12 protein-coding genes are annotated in these 11,975 nt (G+C 70.6%); 5 read left to right on the forward strand and 7 right to left on the reverse strand.

All coding sequences use genetic code 11. The features are described from left to right. Nucleotides 1-16: 16 nt before the first annotated feature. From I71_RS02525 to I71_RS02535, 3 genes are all read right to left on the reverse strand, one after another. Entirely contained in the window at nucleotides 17-1,054 is a 1,038-nt protein-coding gene (locus I71_RS02525; protein WP_042689945.1) for a flagellar motor protein MotB, read from the reverse strand. Nucleotides 1,055-1,060: 6 nt separating this feature from the next. Next, nucleotides 1,061-1,948: a flagellar motor stator protein MotA gene (gene motA, locus I71_RS02530; RefSeq protein WP_042689948.1), complete on the reverse strand. Its 888-nt coding sequence runs from the start codon at nucleotides 1,946-1,948 to the stop codon at nucleotides 1,061-1,063. A gap of 101 nt (nucleotides 1,949-2,049) precedes the next feature. After that, nucleotides 2,050-4,599, reverse strand: a complete 2,550-nt coding sequence (locus I71_RS02535; RefSeq protein ID WP_042689951.1) for a hypothetical protein — start codon at nucleotides 4,597-4,599, stop codon at nucleotides 2,050-2,052. A gap of 144 nt (nucleotides 4,600-4,743) precedes the next feature. Here I71_RS02535 and flgF point away from each other — a divergent pair, with 144 nt between their 5' ends. The 5 genes from flgF to I71_RS02560 are packed head-to-tail and all read left to right on the forward strand — an operon-like array spanning nucleotide 4,744 to nucleotide 8,268. Continuing rightward, a complete protein-coding gene (gene flgF / locus I71_RS02540) occupies nucleotides 4,744-5,475 on the forward strand; it encodes a flagellar basal-body rod protein FlgF (protein ID WP_042689954.1) in 732 nt (243 codons plus the stop codon). Nucleotides 5,476-5,518: 43 nt separating this feature from the next. Beyond that, entirely contained in the window at nucleotides 5,519-6,304 is a 786-nt protein-coding gene (gene flgG, locus I71_RS02545; RefSeq protein ID WP_042689957.1) for a flagellar basal-body rod protein FlgG, read from the forward strand. Between the two features lie 5 nt (nucleotides 6,305-6,309). Then, nucleotides 6,310-7,023, forward strand: coding sequence for a flagellar basal body P-ring formation chaperone FlgA (gene flgA, locus I71_RS02550; protein WP_244433584.1), 714 nt, complete (start codon nucleotides 6,310-6,312; stop codon nucleotides 7,021-7,023). A 26-nt stretch (nucleotides 7,024-7,049) separates the two neighbouring features. Continuing rightward, entirely contained in the window at nucleotides 7,050-7,781 is a 732-nt protein-coding gene (flgH, locus tag I71_RS02555; RefSeq protein WP_042689963.1) for a flagellar basal body L-ring protein FlgH, read from the forward strand. Between the two features lie 28 nt (nucleotides 7,782-7,809). Continuing rightward, complete coding sequence (locus I71_RS02560) at nucleotides 7,810-8,268, forward strand: hypothetical protein (protein WP_042689966.1); 459 nt, start codon at nucleotides 7,810-7,812, stop codon at nucleotides 8,266-8,268. A gap of 171 nt (nucleotides 8,269-8,439) precedes the next feature. On the opposite strand, the gene I71_RS02565 is transcribed toward I71_RS02560, so the two are convergent. The 4 genes from I71_RS02565 to I71_RS02580 form a co-directional block, all read right to left on the reverse strand. Then, nucleotides 8,440-9,144 carry a flagellar hook assembly protein FlgD gene (locus I71_RS02565; RefSeq protein WP_042689969.1) on the reverse strand — a complete coding sequence of 235 codons (705 nt, stop codon included), beginning with the start codon at nucleotides 9,142-9,144 and terminating at the stop codon, nucleotides 8,440-8,442. A gap of 20 nt (nucleotides 9,145-9,164) precedes the next feature. Continuing rightward, complete coding sequence (locus I71_RS02570) at nucleotides 9,165-10,565, reverse strand: flagellar hook-length control protein FliK (RefSeq protein WP_042689971.1); 1,401 nt, start codon at nucleotides 10,563-10,565, stop codon at nucleotides 9,165-9,167. Nucleotides 10,566-10,570: 5 nt separating this feature from the next. After that, nucleotides 10,571-11,311 carry a MotE family protein gene (locus I71_RS02575; RefSeq protein WP_042689974.1) on the reverse strand — a complete coding sequence of 247 codons (741 nt, stop codon included), beginning with the start codon at nucleotides 11,309-11,311 and terminating at the stop codon, nucleotides 10,571-10,573. Next, nucleotides 11,308-11,975, reverse strand: a 668-nt coding sequence (locus tag I71_RS02580; RefSeq protein ID WP_083896931.1) for a DUF6468 domain-containing protein, incomplete at its 5' end; no start/stop codon positions are given. The genes I71_RS02580 and I71_RS02575, both read right to left, overlap by 4 nt.

Genomic DNA, 11,975 nt, shown 5'->3' on the forward strand with positions numbered 1-11,975 from the left:
AAAATGTCTGGGGGTTTTATTTGAAGAGGGTCGGATTTGACACTTCACCCCTACGCCGCAGCAGGGTGATGCTGATCCGCCGGTTGCTGGGATCGAGCGGATCGCTGGCCCCGAAATGGTCCAGATCGGCCCGCCCCTCCACCCGGACGATCCGTCCGCCGGGAATGCCGCTGGCGATCAGTTCGCGGCGGGCGGCGTTGGCGCGGTCGCTCGACAGTTCCCAATTGCCGTACTTGGCATCCGGCGCATAGCCCAGCGCATCCGTGTGACCGGTGATGCCGATGGGGTTCGGCACCGACGCCAGCGCCGACGCCACCATGCGCATCAGCCGCCGGCCCTGGTCGTTCATCTGGGCCGACCCGACCTTGAACATCGAGAAGCGGGCCTGATCGGTCAGCTGGACGCGCAAGCCCTCCGGTACCTGCTGGATCACCAGACTGCCTTGCAGGGCGTTCAGGTCCGGTGCCGCGGCGATGCGCTGGCGGAGATCCCGTTCAAGCGATTCCAGCGCCACCTTCTCCGTCAGCTCGGAGGACTGGCGGTCGAGCAGGGCCTCCAGCTCCGCACGGGTGGCCTGGGGAGCCGGCGGTTCGGTCGCTTGCGCCGCCGGCGCATTCTCCGTCGCCGGGCGCAGCAGATCCACCGGCGGAGCGGCGGCGCCCGGCGGATGGGGCATCGGATCCTTGCGGCCGGCCGGCTGGCGGTCGCTGTCGCCGACCGAGGCGACGACCGGCGGGGAGGCCACCGGGCTCGCCTGATCGCCGGCGGCGTTCGGGGTGGTCAGCGATCCGGTCTTGTCGACCGACCGGCCGGCCAGCATGCCGTCGGCGCCGGAATTGCTCTGCGACACCGCGACCGGATTGAAATAGTCGGCGATGCCCTTGCGCTGTTCGGTGGTGGTGATGTTCATCAGCCACATCACCAGGAAGAAGGTCATCATCGCCGTCACGAAGTCGGCGTAGGCCAGCTTCCAGGCGCCGTTATGCTCGTCCTCGTCATGGCCGCCGAGATGGCGCTTGACGATGATCGGGGGGAGGGCGGTCTTGCGCGGCATGGCCGGTCACGCCGCCTGGCGGCCGTCGCGGGCCTTGGCCTGCGACGACAGGGATGTTGCGACCTCGACCTCGGCAAGGCTGGGCTGGATGTCGGTGTACAGCACCTTGCGGGCATATTCGGCGCAGACCTGGGGCGGGCTGCCGCGCAGGTAGGCGCAGAGCGCCGCCTTGATGCAGAAATACATGTTCAGTTCCGATTCGCGGCGCTGGCGGGCGGCGCTGGCGATCGGGCCGACCATGCCGTAGGAAAGCAGCACGCCCAGGAAGGTGCCGGTCAGCGCCCCGCCGATCATCCGGCCCAGCACCTCCGGCGCCTCGCTGATGGCGCCCATGGCGTTGATGACGCCCAGCACCGCGGCGACGATGCCCAGCGCCGGCAGCGCGTCGGCGAGGTTCTGCAACGCCTTCGGCACCTGGTTCAGCTCGCGGCCGAGCGTGTCCAGCTCCTCCGCCATCAGCGATTCCAGGTCGTGCGGGTTGTCCTGGCCGAGCGCGATCAGGCGCAGATAGTCGCATAGGAAGGTGATGCAGCGGTCATAGCGCAGGACGTTGGGATACTGGGTGAACAGCGGGCTGTCGGCCGGCTTGTCGATGTCGGCCTCGATCTGCGACATGCCCTTGGACTTGGCGACGCGCAGAAGGCCATAGACCAGCGCGATCATGTCCAGATAATCGTTCTTGGGCGTCGCCCGGCCGCGGGCGATGGTGCCGACGGCGCGCAGCGTGTCGCGCAGCACCGCCGGGCTGTTGGCGATGGCGAAGCCGCCGATGCCGGCGCCGATGATGATGACGATCTCGACCGGCTGCCACAGCACCGCCATCCGCCCGCCCATCGCGTAGAACCCGCCGAGCACGCTGGCAAACACCGCGATCAACCCGAACATCAAGCGCATGTTTTCTTCTCCGGATGTGCAAAGGCCATCGCAAAGGGGGGAATGGTCCGCCGACGCTACAGCCCGGCGTTTAAAGCGGCTTTACGACTTGGACGCCGGGGTCAGGGCTTCCCCCGCCACGCCCGCGCCAGACGGTCGAGCGCCCCGGCGGCGGCGAGGTCGCGCTCCACCGATTCCGTGCGCAACGGTCCGTCGGGGGGCGGCGGTGCAAGCGCATCAGCCAGCCCGGCCCAGCGGGTGCCGGCCAGACGGGCACGCTGGGCCTCGCCGAAGCCGCTCAAACCCTCGGCATCGCCGGCCAGATAGGCCGACAGCCCTTGCAGGGCGAGATCGTCGGCCGTCGGCTCGGCCCCCGTGGCGGCCCGCGCGGCGGCCAGGTCGGCGAAGGCGTTGCGCGCCGCGCGCCATTCGCCGGCCGCGAACAGCCCTTGCGCCCGCAGCCGTGCGGCCTCGGCCCCGGTCAGGCCGCGCAGGGCGTCGAGCGCCCGCACCGTGTCGCCATCGCCGAGCAGCGCGTCGGCGCGCAGCAGGGCGCGGCGTTCGGCCAGGGCCGGCTCCAGCCCGGACCCGCCGGTGCGGGCCAGCACGTCCAGCGCCTCGCCCTCGCGCCCACCGTCGATCAGGGCGCCGGCCAGCGTGGCGCCGAGTTCGGCCCGGCGCGGACCGGTCGCCCCTTCGGTCAGCGCGTGCAGGATGCGGGTCGCCTCCAGCCCATAGCCGTCGCGCAGCAGCAGGGTGGCGAGCCGCAGCCGCAGCCTGCCGTCCGGGCCGCCATCAGGGCCATCGGCCAGCGTCACCAGCCGGCCATGCCGCGCCTGGAGCGCCAGCGCATAGAGCCCGCCCGGCGGCGATCGCTCCAGCCGGTCGAGCACGGCGGACAGCAGGGTCCGCCCGGCCGCCAGCGCGTCGCGCCCGCGCGCGGTGGCGCCGAAGCGCCGTCCCAGCAGGCCGAAGATGTCGAGCGCCGCCTCGGTCCGGCCGCTGCGGGCATAGGCGCCGCCCAGTGCCGCCAGCGCATCGGTCTCGATGTCGTCGCCGCGCCAGGCGAAGCGCAGGGCCTCCAGCGCCTTGATGGCGCCGTCCTCGTCCAGCCGCCCCAGGCCGCGGCGCAGCTCGATGGCGCGCACCTCGGCCCGGCGGGCGAAGGGACCGCGGCGCAAGGCTGCCGCGGCGTCATAGCGCTCCAGCGCCGCGTCCGGCGTCGCCTTCAGCTCCGCCAGCCGGCCGCGGAAATAGTCGAGCCGGCCATCGGCCATGCCCTTTGAATCGACGGTGATCATCTCCAGCACGATCAGGTTCAGCGCCGCGCTGTCGCCCGCCTCGTCCGCGGCGGCGGCGAGCGTGGTCAGCAGCCGGCTGCGCAGGTCGGCCGGATAGTCGAGCAGCCGGCGCAGCGCGATGGGCAATCCCTCCTTCGCCGCCGCCCAGCGGCTCGGCGCCAACGCCACGCTGCGCCAGACATGGTGGTCGGCCATGGTCCCGGCCGGCAGCTGGACGAACAAATTGTCGTCGGGCGCATCCTCGCGGTCGAGCGCGCGGAGGGCGTCGCCGAGGATGCGCAGGGCATAGCGCTGGTCGGGGTCCGGCGACAGGCTGGCCGCCATTTCCAGCGCCGCCCGCCCTTCCTCGTCCAGCGCGCGGGCGAGCAGGAAGCGGACCAGCGCGATCTGCGCCTCGACCCGCGCGCGGCCTTGCGCCTTTTCAAGCGCGTTCTGCAACGCCTCGCGCGTGCGGTTGAAATCCTCCCCGGCCCATCCGGCGAGATCCATCGCCCCGATGGGCGGCGGAGCCGGCGGCTTGGGTGGTTCGGCGGCCTGCGGTGCAGGTTTGGGCGTGCGTTCCAACTGGCGCAGGGTTTGCTGGATGCTGTCGCGGACTTCGCCTTCCAGGCTGGCAACGACCGGGAGGGGCGCTCCCTTACTCTCCCTCTCCCCCCCGGGGAGAGGGTCGGGGTGAGGGGGATGCACAAGGGTGGATTCTCGGGAGTCCTCGCCGCGTTCCCCCCTCACCCTAACCCTCTCCCCGCTTTCGGCGGACCTTTGGTCCGCCTGTCGCATCAGCGCAATCGAAGTTTGCGCGTGAGCGGGGGGGAGAGGGGATTCCGCCGCGGTCGAGAGAGGCATCGCCGCCGCATTCGCCGTGCCGATGGGGCTCAGCGCTTCGACGACCCCGGCGACACTGACCGGCGTCGAAGCCTGTGGCGGCGCGGCGGCAATCACCGCGTCCTGCGTCCTTTCCACCGCCCCATCCTCCGGCGCCCCCGGCTTCACCCCCGGCACCGGCGGCCCGCCGACATCGACGATCAAATTCTGCCGCTCCATGAAGCTCGCCACCCGCGCGCCGCAGGGCACCGTCGCGGTCAGGCTGCGCCCGCCGTCCGCCGTCACGAAGTCCGCCAGCCGGCGCGAGAAGCTGTCGCGCAGGCTTGCCAGCGGCCAGCGCACCGGGTCGGGCACGCTGATGCGCAGGACGCAGCCGTCGACGACCGCCATCGGCTCCACGCCCTTCGGCACCGACAGCACCAGCCGGGAGTAATCGCCATGGTCGCCCAGCTGTCCCCGGACGGCGGCCTGTGCCGGCCCCGGCAGCGACAGCAGGGCAAGAACCAGCGTCGAACCAAGCGTCACTGCGGTATCCGGGCGCCGTTTCATCACAGTCGTCTCGCATTTTATCGAAATGATTGCCAAACCTGTGCCAAGTCCGGCAAGCCATCGGCAGGAAGGGCTCAGGTTGAAACCCAGCTTTAAACTGCCTCGTCCAGATTAAGGCGGAGTTCAAAACCGGAGTGGTCGGCGATGGAGAACCAGCTTTACATCGGACTGTCGCGCCAGATGGCGCTGCGGCGGCAGCTGGACGTCGTGGCAAACAATGTCGCCAACATGAATACCGTCGGCTTCCGTGGCGAACGCACCCTGTTCGAAGCGGCGATGGAGACCGGCGGGCGCAAGCCGACCGACCGCATCGCCTTCACCATCGACCGCTCCACCTACACCGACCTGAAGGCCGGCGCCTTCACCGAGACCGGCAACCCCTATGACGTGGCGCTGGACGGCGACGGTTTCCTGTCGGTGCAGACGCCGGACGGCGTGCGCTACACCCGCGACGGCCGGCTGCGCCGCGATGCCGACGGCACGCTGGTCGGCCCCAACGGCTATCCGGTGCTGGACGACGGCCGCCGCCCCATCGTCATCCCGTCCGATGCATCCAGGATCACCATCGGGTCCGACGGGCTGCTATCGGCCGACGGCGCCGTGGTCTCCCGCATCGCCGTGTCGCGCTTCACCAACCCGCAGGAGCTGAAGCAGACCGGCGATCTGCTGTTCGAGCCGCCCCAGGGCGTGGAGCCGCTGCCCGCTCCCGACACCCGTCTGGTGGAAGGCAAGGTCGAGCGCTCCAACGTGCAGGGCATCGTCGAGATCGGCCGGATGATGGACCTGACCCGCGACTATCAGGCGGTGACCAAGATGGTGGACGACGGGCAGGATCTTCTGCGCTCCGCCATCAACCGCCTCGGCAAATCCTCGTAAACGCTCCAGATCCTTTCAATTCCCAGGCAGGGAGAGTCCGTCCATGCGCGTGCTCAGCATCGCGTCCACCGGCATGATGGCCCAGCAGATGAATGTGGAGGTCATCTCCAACAACATCGCCAACATCAACACCACCGCCTTCAAACGCTCGCGGGCCGAATTCCAGGACCTGATGTACCAGGCGGAAAAGCGCCAGGGCAGCCAGTCGACCGACAGCGGCACCATCGTGCCGACCGGCGTCGAGGTGGGCTTGGGCGTGCGGCCGACCTCGGTCAACCGCATCAACACCACCGGCAACCTGACCTCCACCGGCAACGAGCTTGATCTCGCCATCGAGGGGCGCGGCTATTTCAACGTGACCCAGCCCGGCGGCGAGACCGTCTACACCCGCGCCGGCAGCTTCAAGCTGTCGCCGGAGGGCACCATCGTCACCGCCGACGGCTTTACCGTCGCCCCCGGCATCACCGTGCCGCAGGGCACGCGCGAGGTGGTGATCAACCGCTCCGGCGAGGTGCTGGCCTATGTCGACGGCAAGGCCCAGCCGGTCAACCAGGGCCAGCTGGCGATGACGGTCTTCGTCAACGAGTCCGGTCTGGAGGCGTTGGGCGACAACCTGTTCCGCGCCACCCCGGCGTCGGGCGAACCGCAGGAGGGGCTGGCGGGACAGGCCGGCTTCGGCACCATCCGCCAGAAGTACCTGGAATCCTCCAACGTCAATGTCGTGCAGGAGATCACCGAGCTGATCTCGGCCCAGCGCGCCTACGAGATGAACGCCAAGGTGATCGAGGCCGGCGACCAGATGGCCTCCACCATGACCAACATGCGGTGACGACCGTGCAGCTCCCCCTCCGCCGCCGATTGTCCGTTCTCCTGCTCGGGACCATGCTGGCGCTTCCCTGTCCGGCTGCCGCCGGTTCTGGCGCCGGTCCGGTCGAGACGCGGCTGGCGGAGGAGCTTCTGGCCTCCCTCGGTCCCACGGTCCCGCCGGACGCCCAGGTGGCGTTGACGCTGGGCCGTCCCTTCGACGGGCCGGTGGATGCCGTGCGCGACATCGGCCTCGATCCCCGCACCGGCATCTTCACCGCCCGCATCCTCAGCAACGGCCATCCCGTCGAGCTGAGCGGCCGGGCCGATGTCGAGGTGACGATGCCGGTGCCGGTCCGCCGCATCCGGCCGGGCGAGGTCATCGAGCCGTCCGACCTGACCACCATGCGCCTGTCGCTCGACCGCGCCGGTGCCGGCTTCATCGCCTCGGCCGACGCGCTGGTCGGCCAGTCGCCGCGCCGTCAGCTGTCCGCCGGACGGCTGGTCCAGGTCGGATCGGTCGGCGCCCCCATCGTCGTCCAGCGCAACCGGCCGGTGACGCTGGTTTACGAGGACGGCGCGCTGATGCTTGCCGCCCGCGGCCGGGCGTTGCAGGAAGGCGGCGTCGGCGACACCGTCCGCGTCATGAACATCGCCAGCAGCACCGTCGTCACCGGCACCGTCACCGGGTCCGAGACCGTTTCGGTGAGCGGCCCGCGCCTTCCACAGGCGGGGCGGCCTTGAGCCACTTCATGAAGGGAGCTTCCGTCATGCGCACCGCGCTCGTCCCCATCCTGCTGCTGTCCTTCGCGACGGGCGGCTGCGCGCGGCTGGCCGACATCGGCAGCGCTCCCACCCTGTCGGAGATCTCCAACCCGGCGATGCAGCCGGAAGCCCGCGTGATCTCGCTGCCGATGCCGCAGCCGTCGATGGCCGAACAGATCCCGAGTTCGCTGTGGCGCACCGGATCGCGCGACTTCTTCCGCGATCCCCGCGCCAAATCCGTGGGCGACCTGCTGACCGTCGTCATCGACATTTCCGACCAGGCGCAGCTGCGCAACAGCACCCAGCGCGGGCGCACCAACAACGAGAAGGCCGGCCTGCCGAACTTCTTCGGGCTGGAAAGCCGCTTGCCCGCCGTGCTGCCCGACGCGGTCGATCCGGCCAATCTGGTCGATCTCGACAGCACCAGCACATCGAGCGGCAACGGCACCATTCAGCGCAACGAACGCATCGCCATGCGCGTTGCCGCGGTGGTGACGCAGGTGCTGCCCAACAGCAACTTCGTCATCGCCGGCCGGCAGGAGGTGCGGGTGAACTACGAGTTGCGCGAGATGCGCATCGCCGGGGTCATCCGTCCGGAAGACATCAGCAACGCCAACACCATCGAGTACGACAAGATCGCCGAAGCGCGCATCACCTATGGCGGCCGCGGCCAGATCACCGACGTGCAGCAGCCGCGCTACGGCCAGCAGGTGCTGGACGTGATTCTGCCGTTCTGATGAACCGGCCTGTTCGGGAACCCGCGCCATGAAAGCCGTCCTGCTCTTCGCCGTGGCCGCGGCGCTCGCCTTTGCCGGCGGCTACGGCTTCGGCCGCATCGAGTCCGCGCCGGATGCACCCCCCGCCGCCCCCGCCGAGACGGTTGCCGGCGGTCCCTATTATGTGGAGGCCGGTCAGCTGGTGGTGCCGATGCTGGAGCGTGGCCGGACCATCGCCTTCATCCTGACCCATATCACGCTGGAGGCGTCCAGCGCCGACGACGCCCTGCTGGTCCGCCGCCGCCTGCCGCATGCGCGCAGCGCCATGCTGGAGGCGCTGTTCGACCTTGCCGGCCATGGCCGCTTCAACGGTCCGGCGGTCGATCCGCAAGGGGTCGCCACGGCGCTGCTGGCCGGCGCCAACGGCTCCTTCGGCCGGGAGGCGCCCCAGCCGCTTCGTGCCGTGCTGATCGACCGCCTGCTGCGCCAGGACAATACCAGGCTGTAAGTCTCCGATAGCCTCCCTTTCAGGATCCCCTCTCCCCCCCGGGGAGAGGGTTAGGGTGAGGGGGTCGCGTCGCGAGATTTTTCCAAAAGTCAGGCATGTGCATCCCCCTCACCCCGACCCTCTCCCCGGGGGGGAGAGGGGGAATCCCCAAAGGGCAGAGGGCTCATCCCCTCACGACGCCGACAGCACTGCGCCCGAATCGACCGTGGCGCCGTTCTTCAGCACGAACTTGCTGGCGCCGTCGACGCTGCGCACCTCGGCCACCGTGTCGCTGACGACGGTCGCGCTCTTCAGCGCCTTGCCGTCCTTGTCCTTCGCCGTCACCCGCAGCGTATAGACGCCATCGGGCACGGTGCCGCCGCTGGCGGTCTTGCCGTTCCAGTCGAAGACCTGCCGGCCGCTCTTCAGCGAACCGGGCGTGCTGTAGAGGACGCTGCCGGCGCTGTTCAGCACCTCCAGCTTTACGGAGGCCGGCGTGCCGTCGACGGTGTAGGCGGCCTCCGTCTTGCCGCCGGTCAGCGACAGCTGGTCCGATGCCACCTCCACCTTGCGGCCGAGCAGGGCCATGTCCATGCGCATGCCGCTGCTTTTCAGCGTGTCGAGCACCTTGCCCAGCGTGTCGTTGGAGCGCATCGACTGCTCCACCGTCGACAGCTGCGCCAGCTGGGTCATGAACTGGGTGGCGTCCATCGGCGCCAGCGGGTCCTGGTTGCGCAGCTGGGCGGTCAGCAGCTTCAGGAAGGATTCGTAATCGACCGTCGCCTTCTTCGGCTCGTCGGTCTTGCTCTGGTCGGTTTTCGCCTGGTCTGCCGTGGCCGCCGCGTTCGTGTTGGTCTTTGCGGCGGTCATCAGGCCGGTGCTGGGCGTGGTGGTCATGGCGGGACGGTCTTTCCTGTTCAGACGGTGACGTCGACCAGCCCGTCGAGCGGGCGCATCGGCCGGTCGGCGACGGGGTCGGCGGCGGGTTCGGGAATGGCCTCGGCCTGCACACGCCAGCCGCCGGAACCGCCGCCCCCGTCGGGAGCGCCGAAGCCGCGCGACTGGCCGTCGCCCTGGAGCGAGAACTGGAGGTTGGATCCGTCGAGCGACAGGCCGGCATCGCCGAGCGCCCGTTCCAGCTGGGTCAGGTCGCGCCGCAGCAGGGCCAGCGTGTCGGCCTGTTCGGCCTGGACGGTCAGCGAGACCTTGCCGTCGCTGACGTCGGCGACGACGCGGATGCGGCCAAGCTCCGCCGGAGCGAGGTCGATGTGGAATTCGCCGCCGCCGGACTCGGCCACGCGGACCAGCGGTGCCGCCAGCTGGGCCATCGCAGGGCTGTGCGCGGTGGCGGCCCGGCCGGAGGCTGCGGCGGCGGCATAATGCGTTGCCGCCTGGGCGGGCAGCGTCGGCACCGCCTCGAATCCCGTGGCCGCCCCCTCGGCGCCTCCGGCACTCGGCGAAGCGGTGAAGGGCGCGGCAGGGGACCGGCCGGAAGGGGCGGAAGCAGCCTCGGCGGCAGGCTGGCCCGGTTTCGGCGCCGTGCCGGCAGCGGAGGGTTGGTCGGCCTTGTCGGCAGCAGCCCCCTGACGGCCGGTGCCGCGCGTGGCGCGGACCGCGGTGCGGGGATCGCTGCTCTCGTCACGTCGGCTCTCGCGCCCGTCCGGAGAGGGCGGGGCGTCCGCCGTCGCGACCGGCGTCGCGTCTGCCGTGGCCGGCAAGGTGGCCTGCGCGGTCTGGAGCGGCGCCGGCGCGTCCGCCGCCTGCCCGGTGCTGCCCTGTGCCGTCGCGTCGGCGGACACCGGCTGCGCCGGTCCGCTTTGCTTGGCCGATCCGTCCGCTGCGGCTGGTTCCGGGGTCTGCTGTGGAGCGGCCGTCGGTGCGATCTGCGCCGCCTGCCCGGCCGGGGGCTGGCCGATGGCGGCGGGCTGTCCCGCTTTGGGAGTCGCGGAACCCGGCGCCGTTTCGGGAGCGGCTACTACCGCCGTTGCTCCGCCCGTTGCTCCCGTTACCGATGTGGGCATCGTCTGCGGAACTGCTGCAACGGCGGCAACCATCCAGGGCATCAGCGGCGCGTCGGTGCCGCTGCCGGACTGTACGACCGCCTGGGTGATCGCGCTTTGCACCGCCGCCGGGTCGTCGGGCCGTGACGCCTTGCGCTTGCGCAGCCGGTCGGAGCGGGTCGCGTCGTCTGGCTCCTCCGCGGTCTCGTCCACCAGACGGGCGAAATCCTCGTCGCGTGCGTCGTCGCCGGACGAACCGCCGCGTTGGGCGGGAGCCGGGCGCGGCGGGGCCGCGACGGCATCGGGCATGCTGGTCATGGCGCTCAATTCGTCAGGGTGGGGCGGGGCATGCCGGTGACGGGCACCGAAGCCCCGACCACGGTCGGCGCGGCCTTGCGGTCGCCGGGCAGGGCGCGGCGCTGCAGGATCAGCCGGGTCACTTCGCGCGCCTTGGCGTCGGCCATCTCGGCCAGGATCGGGGCGGCACGCCGCTCGGAAATGCGGTCCAGCACATCGACGACCATATCCGTTTCCATGTCCGTCAGGATGCGGGCGGCGTCGCGCGGCTTCATCGCCTCATAGATCGCCACCATCCGCTTCAGATCCTCCTGCGCCAGGGTGGAGCGCTGGGTCATCAGCGCCTCGACCTCGCGCTTCACGCCGTTCAGCCGCTGGATCTGCGTCCCGACCCGCGCTTCGGTGGCGGCGAGCACCGCTTCGGCCTCGCGCAGGCGGTTCTGGCGGCCGGACGTGTCGGCCTTCTGTTCGTCGATGGCGGCGCGCAGCAGCGGATCGGTGCAGTTCGGCGGCGCCAGAGCCACCGGCAGCGGCACCTCGGCCACGGGGGCGGCCACGGGGGAGGACACCGGCGCCGGGGCAGGCGCGGCTTCCGCCGCCTTCTGATCGGAGGCCTTCAGATCGGTCGCCCAGGGCCGTTCATGGCCGCCGAACTCGCGGTCGAACTGCTGGGCGATGACCGGGAAGCCGTCGACCAGGGCGCCGAGCTTCAGCGGCAGCACCATCAGCACGGCGACCAGGGTTATGGGCAGGATGCGTGGGATCATGCCGACACCTCCGACCCGACCGTGCGCAGCCGGGCATAGAAGGCGCTGGCGGCGGCCTTCGCCGGGCCGGAGGAGGACCCGGCGGGCGGGGCGGGTGCGGCGGTCTCCGCCGGCTGCCCCTCGCCCTTCTGTCCGGCCACCGTCTGTCCGACCACCGCGCGCAGCGCCGTTTCCAGTGCCCGGAACTCGCTCTTGTCCAATTCGCCCTTGTCCGCTTCCGCAATCTTCAGCGCCGACAGCAGCGGAGAGGGCGCTGCCGGTGCCGCATCCAGCGGCTTCGCCACGGTCCCGGCGCCGTCGGCCGCGTCCGGCCGTGTCCGGTTGCGGATGGCCTGCATGGCCCCTTCATCCAGGCGGCGCAGCAGGGCGCGGGCATGCTGGACCGACTCCTCCATGCGGGCGGTGGCCCGCTCGCAGGACCCGAGGATCAGCGCCATGTCCTCCTTCATGCCCTTGGCGCGGTCCAGCTCGTCGGACAGGCGGGCGGCGATCTCCGTCGCCGACGCCACCATGCGCTTCATCGAGGCGTCGGTGTCGTCGATCGACCGGGAGAAGGTCGACACCAGGGCGTTGATCTCGGACTGGCCGGTGCGCAGCAGTTTCAGCCGCTTGTTGACGATGACCAGATAGGCGGTCGCCGTGACCAGCATCACCGCCAGGGCCG

Origin of the sequence: Azospirillum sp. B506 (assembly GCF_000333595.1) — a bacterium.
In the GTDB taxonomy this organism is placed as follows: domain Bacteria; phylum Pseudomonadota; class Alphaproteobacteria; order Azospirillales; family Azospirillaceae; genus Azospirillum.